The organism is Terribacillus halophilus (genome assembly GCF_900101385.1).
In the GTDB taxonomy this organism is placed as follows: domain Bacteria; phylum Bacillota; class Bacilli; order Bacillales; family Amphibacillaceae; genus Terribacillus; species Terribacillus halophilus.
The window spans coordinates 186,849-206,472 of sequence record NZ_FMZB01000003.1 but is presented as its reverse complement, the minus strand read 5'-3'; the positions used below and the strand labels follow the sequence as shown (position 1 = coordinate 206,472).

The 19,624-nt window shown below is 45.1% G+C and carries 25 protein-coding genes; all 25 read left to right on the top strand.

Going from position 1 to position 19,624, the window contains the following annotated elements; all coding sequences use genetic code 11:
* Window positions 1–3 precede the first annotated feature (3 nt).
* The 25 genes from hslV (at window position 4) to flhB (ending at window position 19,611) form a co-directional block, all read left to right on the top strand.
* On the top strand, window positions 4–552 hold the full coding sequence (gene hslV / locus BLQ53_RS07130; protein WP_093726606.1) for an ATP-dependent protease subunit HslV: 549 nt from the start codon (window positions 4–6) through the stop codon (window positions 550–552).
* A gap of 2 nt (window positions 553–554) precedes the next feature.
* The gene (gene hslU, locus BLQ53_RS07125; RefSeq protein WP_093726605.1) at window positions 555–1,943 is read left to right on the top strand and encodes an ATP-dependent protease ATPase subunit HslU; all 1,389 of its coding nucleotides are present in this window, start codon (window positions 555–557) and stop codon (window positions 1,941–1,943) included.
* Window positions 1,944–1,960: 17 nt separating this feature from the next.
* Window positions 1,961–2,737, top strand: coding sequence for a GTP-sensing pleiotropic transcriptional regulator CodY (codY, locus tag BLQ53_RS07120; RefSeq protein ID WP_093726604.1), 777 nt, complete (start codon window positions 1,961–1,963; stop codon window positions 2,735–2,737).
* Window positions 2,738–3,150: 413 nt separating this feature from the next.
* On the top strand, window positions 3,151–3,549 hold the full coding sequence (flgB, locus tag BLQ53_RS07115) for a flagellar basal body rod protein FlgB (protein ID WP_093726603.1): 399 nt from the start codon (window positions 3,151–3,153) through the stop codon (window positions 3,547–3,549).
* Between the two features lie 2 nt (window positions 3,550–3,551).
* Window positions 3,552–4,007, top strand: coding sequence for a flagellar basal body rod protein FlgC (gene flgC, locus BLQ53_RS07110; protein ID WP_093726602.1), 456 nt, complete (start codon window positions 3,552–3,554; stop codon window positions 4,005–4,007).
* Window positions 4,008–4,020: 13 nt separating this feature from the next.
* Window positions 4,021–4,320, top strand: a complete 300-nt coding sequence (gene fliE / locus BLQ53_RS07105) for a flagellar hook-basal body complex protein FliE (protein WP_093726601.1) — start codon at window positions 4,021–4,023, stop codon at window positions 4,318–4,320.
* Window positions 4,321–4,398: 78 nt separating this feature from the next.
* Window positions 4,399–6,015, top strand: coding sequence for a flagellar basal-body MS-ring/collar protein FliF (gene fliF / locus BLQ53_RS07100; protein WP_093726600.1), 1,617 nt, complete (start codon window positions 4,399–4,401; stop codon window positions 6,013–6,015).
* Window positions 6,016–6,030: 15 nt separating this feature from the next.
* On the top strand, window positions 6,031–7,044 hold the full coding sequence (gene fliG, locus BLQ53_RS07095; RefSeq protein WP_093726599.1) for a flagellar motor switch protein FliG: 1,014 nt from the start codon (window positions 6,031–6,033) through the stop codon (window positions 7,042–7,044).
* Window positions 7,037–7,780 (top strand): flagellar assembly protein FliH, encoded by a 744-nt coding sequence (fliH, locus tag BLQ53_RS07090; protein ID WP_170829606.1) that lies wholly within the window; start codon window positions 7,037–7,039, stop codon window positions 7,778–7,780. The genes fliG and fliH overlap by 8 nt, the downstream gene beginning before the upstream one ends.
* The gene (gene fliI / locus BLQ53_RS07085; RefSeq protein ID WP_093726597.1) at window positions 7,780–9,090 is read left to right on the top strand and encodes a flagellar protein export ATPase FliI; all 1,311 of its coding nucleotides are present in this window, start codon (window positions 7,780–7,782) and stop codon (window positions 9,088–9,090) included. Before fliH ends, fliI begins: the two co-directional genes overlap by 1 nt.
* 4 nt (window positions 9,091–9,094) lie before the next feature.
* On the top strand, window positions 9,095–9,541 hold the full coding sequence (gene fliJ, locus BLQ53_RS07080) for a flagellar export protein FliJ (protein WP_093726596.1): 447 nt from the start codon (window positions 9,095–9,097) through the stop codon (window positions 9,539–9,541).
* Between the two features lie 3 nt (window positions 9,542–9,544).
* Complete coding sequence (locus BLQ53_RS07075; RefSeq protein WP_093726595.1) at window positions 9,545–10,189, top strand: magnesium transporter MgtE N-terminal domain-containing protein; 645 nt, start codon at window positions 9,545–9,547, stop codon at window positions 10,187–10,189.
* Window positions 10,182–11,564, top strand: a complete 1,383-nt coding sequence (locus tag BLQ53_RS07070; protein ID WP_170829605.1) for a flagellar hook-length control protein FliK — start codon at window positions 10,182–10,184, stop codon at window positions 11,562–11,564. The genes BLQ53_RS07075 and BLQ53_RS07070 overlap by 8 nt, the downstream gene beginning before the upstream one ends.
* Window positions 11,561–12,004 (top strand): flagellar hook capping FlgD N-terminal domain-containing protein, encoded by a 444-nt coding sequence (locus BLQ53_RS07065; protein WP_093726593.1) that lies wholly within the window; start codon window positions 11,561–11,563, stop codon window positions 12,002–12,004. The genes BLQ53_RS07070 and BLQ53_RS07065 overlap by 4 nt, the downstream gene beginning before the upstream one ends.
* 21 nt (window positions 12,005–12,025) lie before the next feature.
* Window positions 12,026–12,901, top strand: a complete 876-nt coding sequence (locus BLQ53_RS07060) for a flagellar hook-basal body complex protein (RefSeq protein WP_093726592.1) — start codon at window positions 12,026–12,028, stop codon at window positions 12,899–12,901.
* Window positions 12,902–12,936: 35 nt separating this feature from the next.
* A complete protein-coding gene (locus BLQ53_RS07055; RefSeq protein ID WP_093726591.1) occupies window positions 12,937–13,155 on the top strand; it encodes a flagellar FlbD family protein in 219 nt (72 codons plus the stop codon).
* Window positions 13,145–13,558, top strand: coding sequence for a flagellar basal body-associated FliL family protein (locus BLQ53_RS07050; RefSeq protein WP_093726590.1), 414 nt, complete (start codon window positions 13,145–13,147; stop codon window positions 13,556–13,558). Before BLQ53_RS07055 ends, BLQ53_RS07050 begins: the two co-directional genes overlap by 11 nt.
* Before the next feature lie 32 nt (window positions 13,559–13,590).
* The gene (gene fliM / locus BLQ53_RS07045; protein WP_093726589.1) at window positions 13,591–14,592 is read left to right on the top strand and encodes a flagellar motor switch protein FliM; all 1,002 of its coding nucleotides are present in this window, start codon (window positions 13,591–13,593) and stop codon (window positions 14,590–14,592) included.
* Complete coding sequence (gene fliY, locus BLQ53_RS07040; protein ID WP_093726588.1) at window positions 14,585–15,703, top strand: flagellar motor switch phosphatase FliY; 1,119 nt, start codon at window positions 14,585–14,587, stop codon at window positions 15,701–15,703. The genes fliM and fliY overlap by 8 nt, the downstream gene beginning before the upstream one ends.
* 26 nt (window positions 15,704–15,729) lie before the next feature.
* Window positions 15,730–16,092 (top strand): response regulator, encoded by a 363-nt coding sequence (locus BLQ53_RS07035; RefSeq protein ID WP_093726587.1) that lies wholly within the window; start codon window positions 15,730–15,732, stop codon window positions 16,090–16,092.
* Between the two features lie 15 nt (window positions 16,093–16,107).
* Window positions 16,108–16,797 (top strand): flagellar biosynthetic protein FliO, encoded by a 690-nt coding sequence (gene fliO / locus BLQ53_RS07030; RefSeq protein ID WP_093726586.1) that lies wholly within the window; start codon window positions 16,108–16,110, stop codon window positions 16,795–16,797.
* Window positions 16,790–17,455, top strand: a complete 666-nt coding sequence (gene fliP, locus BLQ53_RS07025) for a flagellar type III secretion system pore protein FliP (protein WP_093726585.1) — start codon at window positions 16,790–16,792, stop codon at window positions 17,453–17,455. The genes fliO and fliP overlap by 8 nt, the downstream gene beginning before the upstream one ends.
* A gap of 22 nt (window positions 17,456–17,477) precedes the next feature.
* A complete protein-coding gene (gene fliQ, locus BLQ53_RS07020) occupies window positions 17,478–17,747 on the top strand; it encodes a flagellar biosynthesis protein FliQ (protein WP_093726584.1) in 270 nt (89 codons plus the stop codon).
* A 4-nt stretch (window positions 17,748–17,751) separates the two neighbouring features.
* Window positions 17,752–18,531 carry a flagellar biosynthetic protein FliR gene (gene fliR / locus BLQ53_RS07015; protein WP_093726583.1) on the top strand — a complete coding sequence of 260 codons (780 nt, stop codon included), beginning with the start codon at window positions 17,752–17,754 and terminating at the stop codon, window positions 18,529–18,531.
* Window positions 18,532–19,611, top strand: coding sequence for a flagellar biosynthesis protein FlhB (flhB, locus tag BLQ53_RS07010; protein ID WP_093726582.1), 1,080 nt, complete (start codon window positions 18,532–18,534; stop codon window positions 19,609–19,611).
* Window positions 19,612–19,624 lie beyond the last annotated feature (13 nt).

Genomic DNA, 19,624 nt, shown 5'->3' with positions numbered 1-19,624 from the left:
GCCATGAGTTCCGAATTTCATGCAACCACTATTTTCGCTGTACGCCATAAAGGCGAGTGCGCGATGTCTGGAGATGGACAGGTGACACTTGGCAATCAAGTTGTCATGAAACATAAAGCGAAGAAAGTGAGAAGACTTTTCAAGGGACAGGTGCTGGCAGGTTTTGCAGGCTCTGTTGCGGATGCCTTCACATTATTCGAAAAGTTTGAGGGCAAGCTGGAAGCGTATAATGGAAATCTTGCCCGGGCTGCGGTGGAATTGGCGAAGGAATGGCGCAGTGATCAAGTCCTTCGCAAATTGGAAGCGATGTTGATCGTGATGAATAAAGAGCAGATGTTCCTCGTATCAGGAACCGGCGAGGTCATCGAACCGGATGATGACATTTTGGCCATCGGTTCAGGCGGCAATTTTGCTCTCAGCGCAGGACGGGCATTGAAGCGATATTCCGAAGAAAAAAGTGCAGCTGAAATTGCACAGGCTGCACTCGAGATAGCTGGGGAAATCTGTGTATTCACGAACGATCAAATCACGTTGGAAACATTGGAGGCGTAATGATGGAGGCAAATTTGACCCCGAAACAAATCGTAGCACAGCTGGATCGTTATATCATCGGACAGCAAAATGCAAAAAGATCGGTAGCGGTGGCATTGAGGAACAGATATCGCCGTATGCAGCTGGAAAGTGATTTGCGCGATGAAATAACGCCGAAGAATATTCTGATGATCGGGCCGACTGGCGTTGGTAAGACAGAGATAGCCCGAAGGCTTGCGAAGCTGGTTGGTGCACCATTTGTCAAAGTGGAAGCAACGAAATTCACGGAAGTGGGTTATGTCGGACGTGATGTCGAATCGATGGTCCGGGATTTAGTCGAGGCTTCCGTTCGCCTCGTACGGGAAAAGAAAATGGAAGCTGTCCAGGATAAAGCCAAAGAGCAAGCGGAGAAACGCTTAATCAAACTCCTTGTACCGGAAACGAAGAAGCAGTCGAGTAATTTCAAAAATCCATTTGAGATGCTTTTCAACCAGCAGCAAAATGAAGAACAGGATGAAAAGCCTTCTGATGAGATCCAATCCAAACGCGCCCGTACGGAGCGGATGCTTGCGATGGGGGAATTGGAAGATACGATGGTGACAATTGAAATCGAGGAGCAGCAAGCTTCCATGTTCGATATGCTGCAAGGTTCAGGTATGGAGCAGATGGGTATGAATATGCAGGATGCATTGGGTCAATTCATGCCGAAGAAGAAGAAAAAGCGCCGTCTGCCTGTATCCGAGGCCCGTCCGCTGCTTGTGCAGCAGGAGGCGCAGAAGCTGATCGACATGGATGAAGTATCCCAGGAAGCTGTGCAGCTTGTGGAACAAGCTGGTATCATCTTCATCGATGAGATAGATAAAGTCGCTTCAAAGGGCGATCAAGGAGCCAATGTATCCCGTGAAGGTGTCCAGCGTGATATTCTGCCGATCGTGGAAGGATCCACTGTGACGACGAAATATGGACCTGTTAAAACAGATCATATTCTTTTCGTTGCAGCTGGTGCTTTTCATATGGCAAAGCCGTCGGATTTGATACCTGAGCTGCAAGGGCGCTTCCCGATACGTGTGGAACTGGAGAAATTATCCGTCGATGATTTCAAGAAGATCCTGATTGAACCTTCCAATGCATTACTGAAACAATACCGTGCTTTATTGGAAACAGAAGGTATAAATGTGGAGTTTACGGACGAAGCTGTTACCAGACTGGCGGAAGTGGCTTTTGAAGTGAATCAGGAAACAGACAATATAGGAGCACGTCGACTTCATACCATTTTGGAGAAGCTGCTGGAGGACTTAAGTTTCGAAGCGGCAGATATCAACATGGGTACGATTCAGATCACACCTAGTTATGTAGATGACAAGCTGGCATCAATTGCGAAAAATAAAGATCTGAGCCAGTATATTTTATAAAATCACAGGAGGAAATCATGAAATTATTAGATAAGGCAAGAGATATAAACTTCATGCTGCAAAAAGCAGCAGGAAAGGCTGTTAACTTCAACAATATGTCCGAGACCTTGCAGCGGGTCATCGAGAGTAATATCTTCATCGTAAGCCGCCGCGGCAAACTGCTCGGTTTCTCGATCAACCAGGCAATCGAGAATGACAGAATGAAACAAATGCTCGAGGAAAGACAGTTCCCCAAGGAGTATACGGAAGGTCTTTTCCAAGTACAGCAAACGACTGCAAACATCGGTATCGACAGCCCTCATACAGCATTCCCTGTCGAAAATAAAGATCTTTTCCAAGGCGGATTGACAACGATCGTACCAATCATCGGCGGTGGTGAACGTCTTGGAACATTGATTCTCAGCCGGGTTGCAGAGAACTTCAGTGATGATGACCTATTGCTTGCTGAATACGGTGCAACGGTTGTTGGTATGGAGATCCTTCATCAGAAATCAGCAGAGATCGAGACAGAAGCACGCAGCAAAGCTGTCGTACAAATGGCAATCAGTTCTCTTTCCTATAGTGAACTGGAAGCGATCGAGCACATCTTTGAGGAACTGGACGGTAGCGAAGGTTTGTTGGTGGCAAGTAAAGTGGCAGACCGCGTAGGCATTACACGTTCTGTTATCGTCAACGCTTTGCGTAAGCTTGAAAGCGCAGGGGTAATCGAATCTCGATCCTTAGGGATGAAAGGAACATACATCAAGGTCCTTAATAATAAATTCCTAGTTGAATTACAAAAGCATACAAGCTAATCAAAAGGGAAGCAGGTCTAAAAGCCTGCTTCCTTTTTTTTTATGGTTGTTTGTGACTCTTATACTATAACTTATTCATTTTATAGAAAGCCCTTTCAAAAATCAGATATTTCTAATCAAACAGTAGTAAAATGTGTTCAGATTTTCTGGTTCAGAAAGGAAAAAACTCGGGATGGGAATTGTGGATAATAGACTTTATTCATACCATTAAAAAAGTTAACACCAAAAATCACGCGAAAAATGTAATTAAATGGATGTTAAGTAGATTAAAAGACTTAGTATGCTTAGACCATTTTTTTAAATATAAGAAAATTATCATAGAACGTATAGACATGACTTCCTGCATTCAATACAATAATCGTGTACATTAGAGCTAATTCGACGGCATACATAGCACTCTGGGAGGAGTTACAATGGACCTATATGGTAAAACGATACAATCATTGGATCGTTCACTGGATTACGCTAATCTCAAAAATCAGACCATTGCTAATAATATAGCGAATGCTGATACACCTGGATATAAGGCAGAAGCAGTTTCGTTCAAGGATACCTTGCAGGAGACAATGGATGCCTCCTTCACTGCCAAGCGTACAAATCCGAAACACCTCGCTTTTGGAAGTACAACGGATCATTCTGAATTCCAAGTGACGAAAAAGGAAGATACATCTTATACCAATAGCGGAAACAATGTTGATGTCGATAAGGAAATGTCCGAACTGGCAGATAACCAGTTATACTACCAGGCACTTGTCGATAGGATGAGTGGCAAATTCAACAGCTTATCCAAAGTGATCAAAGGAGGCAACTAATCTTGACAATTTTTTCTTCCTTGAATACAAGCGCTAGTGCATTGACTGCACAGCGGCTGCGGATGGATGTGGTATCATCCAATATTGCGAATGCAGAGACGACACGGGCAACGATTGATGAAGATGGCGATTATGTTCCGTACAGACGGAAAATGGTTTCGCTGGAATCGCAAAATACGAACAGTTTCTCTTCCTTTTTAGAGCGAGCGCAAGGCAGTTCGACAGGCTCTAAGGGTGTGAGGGTTTCTGAAATCACTGAGGACGAATCGGAATTTCAACTGGTATATAGCCCTACTTCGCCTGATGCGAATGAAGAAGGATATGTAGCAATGCCGAATGTCGACCCTTTAAAAGAAATGACCGATCTTATTAGCGCTACTAGATCATATGAAGCTAACGTTACGGCAATGAATGCAACAAAAGGTATGCTCCAGAAAGCTTTGGAAATCGGAAAATAAAGGAGGGTGACAAATGGCAGTTGAAGGAATCAGCGGACTGAGTGGAACAAACAGTCTTTCTGCAGTTAAACAGTCTACACCAGCCCAAGCCCAAGCTAGTTTCACTGATAGTTTGAAATCTGCAATCGAGAGTTTGAATGAAACGCAGCAGGAATCTGATAAGATGACAGAAGCCCTTGCCGCTGGAAAAGTGGATAATCTGCACGATGTTATGATTGCGTCTCAAAAAGCAAGTGTAGCTATGGATGCGGCTGTTCAAGTGCAAAAGAAAGCGATCGATGCTTATACTGAAATGATGCGCATGTCTATGTAGAAAAGGATGGTAAGTCTATCCTCAGTCAAAGTAGATATGCTTTTATTATGAATTTGACCTATGCTTTGGGGGAACCAGATGAATCAGCGAATTGCAAGTTACAAAGAAAAGATAACTAGTTTCTGGCAGACAAGACCAGTATGGCAAAAGGCACTGTTGATATGTACCCCGATTGTTCTTGTTTTAATCATCGGTATCAGTTCTTATTTTGCTACGAAAGAGACGATGGTGCCGCTGTACAAAGATCTTTCTGCCCAGGAAGCCGGCAAGATAAAAGAAGAGCTGGAAGCAAAAGGTGTTAAATATGAACTCGAAGGAAATGGAACCACCGTACTTGTTCCGGATGCACAGGCGGAAGGGCTGCTCGTTGATTTGGCAGCAGCGGGCCTGCCGGAGACGGGCAGTATCGATTATTCCTTCTTCAGTAACAATGCTTCATGGGGAATGACAGACAACGAATTCGATGTGATCAAACTTGATGCCCTTCAAACGGAATTGTCAACATTGCTGACCAACATAGATGGTATCAAGAGTGCGGAAGTTATGATAAATAAACCTTCTGACCCTGTTTTTGTCACGGATCAGCAAGAAGAGGCATCCGCTTCAATTGTACTTAACACAGAGACTGGATATGATTTTCAGCCTGACCAAGTAGAAGCGATGTATCGACTGGTCTCCAAGACGGTTCCAAATCTTCCGGAAGAAAATATCGTCATTACCAACCAGGATTTTGAGTATATCAACATGGATACAGCTCAAGCTGGCGGAGATGTTTATTCAAATCAGATGGGGATCAAACAGGAAGTGGAACAAGGGATTCAGCAGCGTGTGCAGCAAATGCTTGCAGCCATGGTCGGAGCTGAAAATGTCCGTGTATCCGTGACAACGGATATTGATTTTGATCAGGAGACACGGACGGAGGAACTTGTGGAGCCTGTTGATGAGGAAAATAACGAGGGCTTACCGGTAAGTGTGGAGACTATCACAGAAACATATGAAGGTGAACCGACTGGTGATGGCGGGGTTGCCGGAACCGGTGAAGAAGAAGTGCCGAATGTTGCAGCGGAAGATGAAACAACTGGTGATGGGGCTTACAATAATGTGAAAGAATCCGTAAATTACGAGTTCAATAAAATCAAGAAAGAAATTACAGAGAGCCCATACAGCATTCGGGACATCGGAATTCAAGTCGCAGTTGATAGCAACAAGAACACTACAGCAGAAAATGGAGAGGCAGAACAACTGACACAGCAGGAGCAAACCCAAGTAGAAGAAAGTATCTCATCCATTCTGAATTCGATCGTGTCGACATCTGTCGATGCGGAAGTGGCACAGACAATTAATCCGGAAAACAGTGTCTCGGTCGTTTTCCAGCCATTTGCTGCAAATCAAGGCGCACAAGCAGATGATAATGCCGGTGCAGGCATTCCGATATGGGCGTATGTTGTTGGCGGTATTCTCTTGGCTGCAGTGGCAGTTCTCGTATTTATGCTCATCCGCTCCAGAAGGAATCAAATGGAAGAAGACGATGAATTGCTGGAAGAAGATGTGGCAGTACAACCTGTCGTCGTAGAAGAGATTGATGATACACCAGAAACGGAAGCAACATTGAAACAAAAGCAATTGGAAAAATTAGCACAAGAGTCTCCAGAGGACTTCGCCAAACTATTGCGAAGCTGGATGGCTGAAGATTAAAGGAGCAATGAAGGAATGGCAGCTGTGAAAGGACGTTTGACAGGTAAACAAAAAGCGGCGGTCTTGATGATCTCCCTTGGAGCTGATACGGCTGCAAATGTATATAAGCATCTGACTGAAGAAGAGATTGAGCGAATGTCATTGGAAATATCTTCTGTCAAGAAAGTGGACAGCGAAGAGAAGGAATCCATAATAGATCAATTTCACCAAATAGCCATTGCTCAGGATTATATATCCCAAGGCGGAATTGCTTACGCGAAGTCGATTCTGGAAAAAGCTTTAGGAACAGAAGAAGCCGCTGCAATCATGAACAGGCTGACTTCCACGTTGCAAGTAAGACCTTTCGACTTTGCACGAAAGGCAGATCCGACACAAGTACTAAACTTCATCCAAAATGAGCATCCGCAGACAATAGCATTGGTGCTGTCCTATCTGGATCCTGGTCAATCCGGACAGATCCTGTCTGAATTGCCGCAGGATATGCAGGCCGATGTGGCAAAGCGCATTGCCACTATGAACAGCACATCTCCTGAAATCATCAATCAGGTTGAACAGATCCTGGAAAAGAATTTATCGACAACCGCAACACAGGATTTCACACAGACTGGCGGTATCCAGGCAGTGGTAGAAGTGCTTAATGGTGTAGATCGCAGCACCGAAAGGACGATACTGGAAGAGTTGGAAGTTCAGGATCCCGAACTTGCTGAGGAAATCAAGAAACGCATGTTCATCTTTGAAGATATCGTCACATTGGATAACCGTGCCATTCAGCGTGTCATACGTGAAGTTGAAAATGATGACTTGAAACTAGCCCTGAAAGTGGCCAGCGACGAAGTGAAAGACATCGTATTCCAGAATATGTCTGACCGGATGGCGCAGACATTCAAAGAGGAGATGGAATTCATGGGTCCTGTACGTCTGAAGGATGTAGAAGAAGCGCAAAGCCGTATCGTTTCCGTTATTCGACGATTGGAGGAAGTCGGCGAGATAATCATATCCCGTGGCGGAGGAGATGACATCATTGTCTAATATTTGGCAATCAGTTGCAGTGAAAGAATCGAAAATCATCGGTATCAGGCCAATCAAGCTGACGCTTGATACCGATGAAGATGCCGAACAGAAAGCAGCACGCCAAGCAGAGACAGAGCACTATCAGTATATCCAGGATGCGAAAGCGGAAGCAGAACAAATTCTGCTAGCAGCCCAACAGGCAGTGGATGAACAGAAAAGTCAATGGGAGTCAAAAAAGCAGGAACTGATGGAACAAGCACAGCTTGAAGGGTATCAAAAAGGCTTCGACGCCGGCCAGAACGAAGGTTTGCAATCGTATCAATCACGAATTGACGAAGCAAAGCACCTTATTGAGCTGGCGCAGCAAGACTATAAAGAAACCGTCGAAACAAGTGAGGACGCCTTACTGGATCTTGGTTTGAAGCTAGCAGAAAAGATCTTGCATCAGCAATTGGAAGCTGAACCGGAAAGTTATTTGGCACTTGTAAAAGGTGCAATAGCTGACTGGAAGGAACGCAGCGATTTGCGTCTTTATGTTCATCCCGACAGCTATGAGCTAGTTTTGCAGCAAAAAGAGGAATTGGCTTTATTGACTGGCAAAGATTTCGATCTCATGATCATGCCGCAGCATGATTTGCCAGCAGGCGGCTGCATTTTGGAAACCAAGCATGGAAGGATCGATGCAAGCATCGATTCCCAGCTGGCTGTTCTCCGAGAGAAGCTGTTTGAGCTCAGGCGAGAGGAATCGAAGTGATGCTAAGTCGATACATCGATGAATTGGATAACTTAGATACCTACAAACGATACGGGAGAATTCATAGAGTCGTCGGATTGCTGATTGAGTCACATGGTCCGGTGACGAGTGTCGGGGAAATCTGCTATATACATCCATCTTCTGCGTCAGAGGAAAAGTTCCTGGCAGAGGTTGTTGGGTTCGATGACGAGAAAGTATTGCTCATGCCATTTGCACCGCTGAAAGATGTTGGACCTGGCTGTCTGGTCGAAGCGACCGGTGCCCCGCTGTCAGTCAAAATCGGTCATGGGTTGATTGGCAGCATCATTGATCCATTAGGTCAGCCGCTGAATGGCAGCATGCTCCCGAAAGGATTGAAATCTTTTACGACGGACCGCAATCCCCCGAATCCGATGACCAGACCAAGGATATTGGAACCACTTGAAACAGGTGTCCGTGTGATAGATAGCCTTTTGACGGTCGGTCAAGGGCAGCGAGTCGGTATTTTCGCCGGAAGTGGCGTGGGGAAGAGTACACTTCTTGGAATGATAGCTCGTAAATCGAGTGCCGATGTCAATGTGATCGCGTTAATCGGCGAGCGCGGAAGAGAAGTACGTGAGTTCATTGAAAAAGATTTAGGGGAGGAAGGAATCAAAAGGTCGATTATCGTTGTTGCTACATCCGATCAGCCTGCCCTCATGCGAATCAAAGGTGCGTACACGGCGACAGCTATCTGTGAATATTTCCGTGATCAGGGAATGCATGTGAACTTGATGATGGATTCGGTCACCCGGGTGGCGATGGCACAGCGGGAAATCGGCCTGGCTTCAGGTGAGCCGCCAACAACGAAAGGGTATACGCCATCAGTATTTGCTGCTCTCCCTAAGCTCTTGGAGCGGACTGGAACGAATGAATCGGGTGCCATTACTGCGTTTTATACCGTGCTTGTGGATGGGGACGATATGAATGAACCGATTGCAGATACAGTACGAGGGATTTTGGATGGGCATTTTGTCCTGGATCGGAAATTAGCTGAACAAGGCCAGTTTCCTGCGCTTAATGTACTGAAATCGATCAGTCGGGTGATGCCGCAGATTACCGATGAAGAAGTGTATCAGCTGGCACAGCGGCTTCGGACGATGCTGGCACTTTATGAAGAAAACCGGGAATTGATCCAAATCGGCGCTTATAAAAAAGGGACGAGTAAGGATATCGATGAAGCAATCAGCTATCAAAAACCGATACTCGATTTTCTGAAGCAAGGGATGCATGAGTTTACCAGTCGTCCAGAAGCAATCCAGCTGATGCGGCAGCTGATAGGAAAGGGATGATCCGATGGCCGACATGAAGGTGTTCGAAAAGATATTGCGCATGAAAGAGCGTGAGCGGAAAACAGCACAGCAAGCCTTTGCTGAGAAACAGCAGCAGTTCGAAGCAGCAGCAACAACTTTATATGAATTGCTCAAGAAAAAAGAAGATGCTGAAGAGCAGCTTTCCAAAGGTTTGGCAGCTTCCGTTCCTATCCAGCGGTTATCCGAACATCACGCTTTTTTGGAATCGATCAACCGACAGATAGACCGGGCCCAGCTAGCGGTACAATTTGCTCGTCAGGCCATGATGGAAAAGCAGGAATTGCTTTCGGAAGCTTATATAGAAGTGAAGAAAATCGAAAAGCTTTTGGAGAAGAAGCGCCAGGAAGCATGGAGGAAGCTGCAGGATGAAGAAAATAAGCAGATGGATGACATATCCATCCGCCAATTCTTAGCAAATGGAGCACGATAGTATATGGCAAAACAAAAAAACGATCAACCAAAGAAAAAAGGTAAAGGAAAAGGATTCATCCTCTACTTTTTATTGCCAGTCGTACTGGCAGCAGTACTTGTTATCGCGATATTGGAATTTTCGGGTGTGTCGGTCGCAAAGCTCGCATCTGGCATTCCAGTCATTGGCAACATGGTCAATGATGAATCGACCTCTGCTTCAAGCAGCACCGCAGATGCAGAAAAACTGAAAAAACAGCTGAAAGACCAGCAAGCAACAATCGACATGATGAAAGACACCGAGGATGCTAAAAATGCAGAAATAGATGATCTCAATCAACAGATCATCAAACTGGAGAATCAGCTCAATGGTACCGAACCAGCCAGTGATACTGCCGGGACACAATCGACTTCTGGTGGAGGGACAGCAGAAGGGGAAGAAGCGGCGACACCATATAAGGAAGCTGCATCGTCTTTTAGTAAGATGGATGACGCAAAAGCAGCGGCCATCATCAGCAAGATGGATAACGAAAAAGCCTTGGGAGTTCTGCAGGAGCTTTCTGGTAAAAAACGGGGAACGATCCTTGCTGCCATGGATGCGGAGGCAGCGGCAACCTACACGAGTGCGATGGTTGATGAGGCCGAGAAGGGGGAGGAGAAGAATGAATAATATGATCTTATCTTTACCTTCAGCCCAGGCTGTTCCTACTTTACAGGCACAGAAGAAAACAACCGCTGGAAGTGATGTATTTCAAAGTCTGTTTCAGCAAGCTACGGCAAAAACAAATAACGAGATATTGAATTATCCCGAAGGCTCCGTACCTGAGATGGAAGATTTACAGGATAAGCAAGATATGCAGGTCGTTTTAAAGGCATTCTTCGATAAGTCTCCTTCAGAGGATTCCCTTGACCTTAAAGAGCAACCTGAAGATGCTTGGGAACTTGTGGAACAAGTGCTAGGGGAAGATATTTTAGCAGCTTTCCTGCCAACCCAGTTGAAGAACAAGGCGGAAGAAGTACTGAGAAACATCAAACCGTCGGAGCAGGAGTCAGGGGTTCAGGATATTTTAGCGCAGCTTGCGGAATTACAGATTAAGTTGGCGAACAGCGATGCTGCTGCAAACAGTAATGGAATCGGGGCATTCTTGCAACAAACATTACCAGCCAAGACGAATTCAGCGGCTCTATCTACATTGATACAAGCAGGTAATCAATCGTCTGAAACTCAAGCGGAAAATACGGACGTTCAGAAGCATGCTCCGAAAGATTTGTCGATGGCTACCACGTCACCTTCTAACAAACGAGATGCACTATCCTTGTTCCAGCCGGCAAAGGCAATGACCGCCACCAATACAATGGATAGCCAGACAGTGAGAAATCAAACAGCATTGCAAGAACTTAAGCAGACGCCTAAGTTGACCGAAGCTGCTAATGCAATCCGCCAAGTAGTAGAGGCTGCTAAGGATGAAACAGCTCAAACCAGCAAGGCAGGATCAACACAGCCAAAACAAGAACTTCAGAATTTTGATGCAAAACAAGCCAGCACGCTGCAAGTATCGAAACAGGAGCAGCTTGTTTTCCACCTGAAGCAAGCTGAACAAGCTCCGGAGCAAGCTGGCAAAGAGTTGGTTCAAAAGATAGAACAAGCTGTAAAGTTCAGCGGTATGTTATCTGACAGGAATGGTTTGAAGGAATTATCGATCCAGCTCCGGCCTGGTAATCTTGGTGATTTACAAGTGAAACTGGTCCGTGAGAATGGGGATATAACTGTTCAGATCGTTACAGCTTCCAAACAAGCAAAAGAAATGCTGGATTCCAATATATCGAGCCTCAAGCATATGTTTTCTCCACATCAAGTGAGTATTACAGAGCGTGTGGATCAAATTCAAACCACATCACCTGAGCGAAGCAGTCAGCAACAGTTTCAAGATGCCAATGAAGAACAGCAGAACCGCGAACGAGGCCAGCAAGAACAGCACAGCCAAGACAGTTTTGATACAGCTTTTGCAGAAATTCTCTCTGAACAGGAGGAGCTGAAGGTATGACAACAACAAGCAGTATTGATTCCAGCTATTATTTAGACTCGCAGAAAACGAGAACGCCAAGTGCCACACTGGACAAAGATGATTTTCTTCAGATCCTGATGGTCCAATTGCAAAACCAAGATCCAACTAGCCCGATGGATGATTCGAAGTTTGTTGATCAAATGACTTCCTTTACCAACTTGGAGCAAGTGATGAATATATCGGAAGCCGTTGAATCCATTGCCACTAATCAGACAGTCATGTCTCCTGTTCTCCAGTATAGTCATATGATCGATAAGCAAGTGACTTATAACGAATATGACTTGGATTCAGGCGAAATCACTGACACTATCACCAGTAAGGTGACAGCTGTGACGCAAAATGGTGGCTACGCTGTTTTGGAACTTGAGAATGGAAAGTCGATTTACGCAGACGCTGTTATTAAAGTAAGCAACGAATAAAAAAGAAAAGGATGATGAAGCATGTTACGCTCACTTTACTCTGGTATCTCGGGAATGAAAGGTTTTCAAAATAACTTGGATGTTGTCGGAAATAATATCGCCAATGTCAATACAGCAGGCTACAAAAAAAGCAGAATAACGTTCCAAGATATGATGAGTCAGCAAATTAAAGCCTCCACTGACCCTGTTGCCAATGGCACTGGAGGAACAAATGCCAGCCAAGTAGGTACTGGATCCCAAATTGGTGCAATTGATAATGTACATACTCAAGGTAACCGTCAAAATACAGATCGTAATCTGGATTTGCAATTGGAAGGTGATGGAATGTTCATACTTTCATCAAATCCGGAAGTAGATAGTATAAATGATGCGGGCATCAGTTTTACTAGAGCGGGCAACTTCTACCTGGACGGCGAGAGCAGACTCGTCAATAGTGATGGTCTATTTGTTCTCAATGCTCTAGGTGAAGCCATTACAGTTCCAGAAGGTGCTACACAAATCAGTATAGATGGAACCGGGAAGATTTCGTTCACTGGCGGGGAAATCCCGGAGGGCGCAACTGATAACTCCTACCAAATTGCACTTGCTAAATTCTCCAATCCAGGTGGCCTTGTGAAGAATGGTGGCAGCACATACAGCTTAACTGCAAATGCAGGATTAATGATTGAAGATAACTATCAGGGTGGAGCGGATGTGCCGTTGAATGGTTTTAAAATACCAAACAGCGAGGCTGACGGTACTGCGAAAGTGGTTGCTGGTGCCTTGGAAATGTCCAACGTCGACCTTTCCGAAGAATTCACCAATATGATCATCGCGCAGCGTGGTTTCCAGGCAAATACTAGAATCATCACTACTTCCGATCAAATTTTGGAAGAGCTTGTTAACCTGAAACGTTAAAAGGAGGTGAAGGGGGTTCCTGGCTCCCTTTAGATATGATTCAGTTAACAAGATTGAATGGAGAATCATTTTCATTGAATGCATTGTTCATTGAGCAAATCCAATCCTTTCCTGATACGACGATCACACTCACTTCCAGTAAAAAAATCATCGTTCAGGAGTCAGAGATAGAAGTTGTGAGGAAAATCCGCGAATTCTATCAATCTATCGGCTTGATCGGTACAAAGGAGAAACAAGAGAAGAATGAACGCTAAAGTAATTATAATCATTTTATCGGTTGTCATCATCTTGGGTGCTGGCGGTTACGCGGCTTGGAATTTCTTCACGAGCCCTACATCCGAAGCGAAGGAACCTTCTGCAACAGAGCTTGCTGAACATTCCGTGACAACGGATGAGATCACGACGGACTTGGAAGATGGCAGTATTGTCCGGATTCAATTCCAGCTCATCACAGACGGTGAAAAAGCGAAGGAAGAACTGACTGCAAGACAGTTTCAGCTGAAGAATCTGGTGATCAAGGAAATGACCACGATGAATAAAGACGATTTCCAAGCTGGATTGGCGGACTTGGAAGCCAATCTGAAGAAAAAACTGAATGAGGAAATGCAAGAAGGCTCGATCAAGGATGCCTATACGATCAGCAAAGTATTACAATAAACCACTGAAAAGCAGGAACGGAGGTGACGTGCATGGCAGAAGAGGTCTTATCACAGCATGAGATCGATGCACTGTTATCCGCTATATCTTCCGGTGAAATGGATGCAGATGAGCTGAAACAGGACGATAAAGCCAAAAAGGTGAAAACATATGACTTTAAACGGGCACTCCGTTTCTCGAAAGATCAAATACGCAGCATTACGCGTGTTCATGAGAATTTCGCAAGATTACTGACGACTTTCTATTCAGCCAGGCTGCGGACGTTTGTTCAGATATCAGTTGCGTCTGTCGATCAAGTGCCTTACGAGGAGTTCATCCGTTCGATTCCGACGATGACCATTCTGAATACATATAGTCTGTCACCACTCGAGGGCAAGATTTTGATGGAGTATGACCCGAACATTGCGTTTGCAATGCTGGATAGGACACTTGGCGGGCGCGGCAGCAGTGTCAATAAAATCAACAATTTGACTGAAATTGAAACGATACTCATGACACAGTTGTTTGAATCCGGAATGGAGAACTTGAAAGCGGCATGGCAATCGATAGAGGAAGTAGAGCCTGTATTGGAAGAGTTTGAGGTCAACCCACAGTTCCTTCAAATGGTGTCGCCGAATGAGACGGTCGTCGTGGTAACACTGAATTCAACAATCGGGGAAACGTCCGGGATGATCAATATCTGTATTCCGCATGTTGTTTTGGAGCCGATTATATCGAAGCTTTCCATTCATTACTGGATGCAGGCTCCTGTAGACAAGCAAGGTAACGAGACGGAATGGCGGGATTTATCGGCTAGTATACAGAAAGCTTCCATCGACTTGAAGGCGATTCTCGGGGAAACGATGATCCAGGTCGAGGAGTTGATGAAACTCCAGGAAGGTGATGTGCTGATGCTGAATCAGCCGATTGATCGTCCAATGGATGTAAAAGTGGACAACCAAGTGAAATTCAAAGCACAGCCAGGCAAACAGAAAAATAGAATGGCGATACAAATAATGGAAGAGATTGAAACAGGGGGGGAAGAAAATGACTGACAATATGTTATCCCAAGAAGAGATAGATGCATTATTGAAAGGATCAGATGATGATTCGACCAGCACAGATGATGAGCAGATCCTCCCTAAAGAAGATTTGGATTCGATGGAAGTAGATGCACTTGGTGAAATAGGCAATATCTCGTTCGGTAGTTCAGCAACTACATTATCGACACTTTTGAATCAGAAGGTGGACATTACAACACCTAAAACGTCAGTTGTCAAACGGTCCGATTTGTATGAAAAATTCCCACAGCCCAATGTGGCTATCGAAGTAAGCTATACGGAAGGGTTTTCGGGTACGAACTTGTTCGTCATCAAGCAGCGTGATGCTGCGATCATTGCGGATTTAATGCTTGGCGGTGATGGAAATGCACCAGCCGAAGAGTTCAACGAGATCCATCAAAGTGCTGTACAGGAAGCAATGAACCAGATGATGGGTGCAGCGGCTACGAGCATGAGCACCGTATTCAGTAAAAAAGTGGATATTTCTCCGCCATCCATTGCATTGATGAATCTATCAGATGGTACTGGAGCCGATAAATTGCCAGACGATGATCAGGTAGTAAGTGTGTCATTCGATTTGAAAATCGGTGACTTGATCGACTCTTCCATCATGCAGCTATTATCAACCGATTTTGCCAAGGATATGGTGAATGAGCTGCTGCAGCCTGCTGAGCCAGAGCCGGAAGTGACAGCACAGCCGGTACAGGAAGCTCCGATTCAAGTACAGCCGGCTGTTCAGGAAACACCTGCACAAACAGCGCCGCAGCCGACAAAGCCTGCTCCGAATGTGCAGCAAGCAGCTTTCACGAGTTTTGATACACCAGCTGCTGCCCCGGCCGAGCAGCCGCGCAATTTGGACTTGCTGATGGACATCCCTTTGAAAGTTTCGGTTGAGTTAGGCCGTACAAAACGCACCATCAAGGAGATCCTGGAGCTATCGGTCGGTTCTGTCGTGGAATTGGACAAGCTCGCAGGTGAACCGGTGGACATCCATGTAAATGATAAATTGATTGCCAAAGGAGAAGTTGTCGTCATCGAGGAGAATTTCGGTGTACGTGTTACGGATATCCTTAGCCAATCCGATAGATTAAGATCGATCAACTAATTTGACCATTGAAAGGAAGAGAAAATATGGGAAACAGAATTCTAATCGTAGACGACGCTGCATTCATGCGCATGATGATCAAGGATATCTTGACAAAGAACGGCTTTGAAGTTGTAGGGGAAGCACAAGATGGCCAGCAGGCTGTTGAAAAATATAAGGAATTGACTCCTGATTTGGTGACGATGGATATTACAATGCCGGAAATGGATGGTATTGCAGCAATGAAGGAAATCAGAAACCAATATCCAGAAGCTAAAGTGATCATGTGCTCTGCCATGGGTCAGCAAGCGATGGTCATCGATGCCATCCAAGCTGGTGCAAAGGACTTCATCGTCAAACCATTCCAGGCTGACCGTGTTGTAGAAGCAATTCAAAAAGCATTGAGCTAAAAAGGTGAGTAGGAAATGATGAAAAGAACAGTCTGGGCATGCATGCTCCTTGTGTTGGTGCATCTCGTCATTTCTCCGATTTCTGCCGATGCGGCAGCGAGTGTGGAGGATTGCATGAAGACAGATGCTGCGCAATCGGATGACTGCAAAGATATGAATGAAGCCGGAAATCAACAAGAAAATACACCTGCAGCGGATTCGGCTGATGCAAAAGCTGGAGGCACATCGACCTTTTTGAATCTAGTAAAGCTTGCATTGGCACTGGCAGTCGTGCTTGGACTGATCTATGTCCTACTCAAGTTTTTGAATAAGCGGAATCGCCTATTCCAGCAAGTCCGGGCTATGGAGAATATTGGAGGGATCGCACTTGGTAACAATAAATCCGTCCAAATTGTCCGGGTTGGTGAAAAGGTGTATATGCTTGGAGTCGGGGACAACGTTGATTTACTGACTGAAATCGATGATGAGCAGACAATCAAGGAACTAACGGAACAAGATCAGCAGGAAATGAAGGCATCCGCCTTATTGGCGAATATCATGCCGGGCAAGAAACAGCAAGAGGAAAAGCACCAGCAGGAAACAGCAGCTCGTGAAGGCGGGGCTGCATCCAGCTTCCAGGAACAATTCAAAGCGGAAATAAGGAAGCTGAAACAGTCACGAAACCAATTGAAACAGCAGCAAAGGAAGGATACAGACAATGAATGATTTTATCAATATATTTTCTGGAACCGACCCCGAGAGTGTATCGACCTCGGTAAAATTGCTGCTATTATTGACTGTTTTTTCCTTGGCACCAGGGATTTTGATCCTGATGACATGCTTTACGAGGATTGTTGTCGTGCTGTCGTTTGTAAGGATGAGCTTAGGCACACAGCAGACACCTCCGACACAAGTATTGATCGGGATTGCATTATTCATGACCTTCTTCATCATGGCGCCGACCTTCAATGAAATAAATGATCAGGCTATCACACCATTGATGAATGATGAAATATCGCTTGATGACGCCTATACGGAAGCAAGCGGTCCGATCAAGACGTTTATGGCGGAAGAAACAAGACAAAAGGATTTATCTCTATTCATGAATTATGCCGGCTTGGAAAAACCGGAATCAGTCGAGGATATTCCGTTGACAACGCTTGTGCCGGCCTTTGCCATCAGTGAGCTGAAGACGGCTTTCCAAATGGGTTTCATGATTTTTATCCCATTCCTGGTCATTGATATGGCTGTAGCCAGCATCCTTATGTCAATGGGGATGATGATGCTGCCGCCGGTAATCATTTCTTTGCCATTCAAGATTCTGTTATTTGTTTTGGTGGATGGCTGGTATTTGGTTACATCCTCGTTACTGCGAGGGTTTTAACAGATGAAGGAGCGTAACGTTTATGAGCAGTGAATTTGTTATTTCCATTGCAGAACGCGGTATCTATACAGTGCTGATTGTCAGCGGACCTTTGCTTATCTTGGCGCTTGCTGTCGGTCTGATCGTCAGTATATTCCAAGCGACGACGCAAATACAGGAACAGACGCTTGCGTTCATTCCAAAAATAGTCGCAGTATTAGTGGGTTTGGTATTCTTCGGTCCATGGATGCTGACAAGAATGGTCGAGTTCGCGGCAGGTATACTGCAGAATTTGGATCAATTTGTGGGCTGAGTAGATGCTTGCACAGATTGATTATACCGTTGTACCAGCATTTGCATTGATTTTGGTTCGTCTTGTTGCTTTTTTTGTGACAGTCCCGCTATTTTCTTATCGGAATGTGCCGACAACATTCAAGATTGGATTCAGTTTTTTTCTTGCTTTGATCATATTCTTTACGATCGATCGCCCGACGATTCCGGTCGATCATACGTATTTCCTTTTACTTTTCAAAGAAGCGATGGTTGGCCTGGCAATCGGTTTGCTCGCTTTCATCGTCATTCAGGCAATCAATGTTGCCGGAGGTTTGATCGATTTTCAGATGGGATTTGCGATTGCCAATGTCATCGATCCGGTTACGAGGGCTCAAAGTCCTTTGACAGGTCAATTCCTTTATACGATTGCAACGTTGTTCCTGCTGTCCGTCAACGGGCATCTGCTCTTGATCGATGGTATTTTCTACAGTTATCAGCTGATTCCTTTGGATGAAATGGTGCCATTTGGCGATCAATCATTTATAGAATTGGTGCTCCGATCCTTCGGGCAGATGTTTCTAATCGCATTCCAGATGAGTATACCGCTTGTCGGCTGTCTGTTTCTGGTTGACGTAGCCATCGGAATAGTAGCAAGAACAGTGCCGCAGTTGAATGTTTTTGTCGTTGGCTTGCCGATTAAGATACTTGTGGCATTCGTGCTGCTATTTCTTTCGATCGGCGTTTATATGACAGTGGTTCGGCACTTGTTCGACTATATGCTGGTGGCAATGCGTGATTTGATGGTTCTGTTTGGAGGGGCTTAAATGAAATACCGTTTGGATCTGCAATTTTTCGCTGGTGAGAAAACAGAGAAAGCGACGCCGAAAAAACGGCAGGATACTAGGAAAAAAGGACAGGTTGCCAAGAGTCAGGATGTCAATACCGCAATATTGCTTTTAATCTCCTTAGGGGTCCTGGCTTTGATGGGCGGATATTTCAAAGGACAGTTCCTCCAGTTATTCACAAGTGTATTTGATGTATATCTCACACAGGAAGTCACCGCAAATACAGTGCAGACGCTGCTAGTCGAGATGAGCATAGCCCTGGCTAAAATCGTCGGCCCGATAATGGGCTTTGCCATCGTTGCAGGTCTGGTTTCTAATTTTGGGCAGTTCGGATTGCTTTTCAGCGGGGAAGCAATAAAGTTTGACTTGAAAAAGATTGACCCAATCCAAGGGGCAAAACGTATTTTTTCTGTCCGAGCTTTGGTCGAGCTGCTGAAATCTTTGCTGAAGATCGGGTTGGTAGGTGCGGTGACTTTCTATGTGCTTTGGCAGAACATGGATACGGTTATGACCATGTTCATGAAGGCTCCGGAGAATGCCATGCAGTTTTTCGGCAAGATAACGTTATATATGGGTTTTGCAGCTACTTTGGCTTTGCTGTTTATTGCAGCACTGGATTATGCGTATCAGCGGTTTGACTTTGAGAAGAATATCCGCATGTCCAAACAGGATATCAAGGATGAGCATAAAAACATGGAAGGTAATCCATTGATTCGTTCCAAAATTAAAGAAAAGCAGCGTCAGATGTCCATGATGAGGATGATGAGTGAGGTTCCAAAAGCCGATGTCGTCATTACCAACCCGACTCACTTCGCGATTGCCATACAGTATGACGACAAAAAGTCTGATACACCGATTGTCATTGCGAAAGGAATGGACCATGTAGCGCTTAAAATCAAGGAAATTGCAAAGGCGAATGATGTAATGATGGTGGAAAACAAACCGCTGGCACGCGGATTATATAAAAAAGTGGAGCTTAATCAGCCGATCCAGGAAGAGTTTTTCCAAGCAGTTGCAGAAGTGCTCGCCTTCGTTTACCGCACGGAGCGTAAATTGTAAGAGAAGAGGAAAT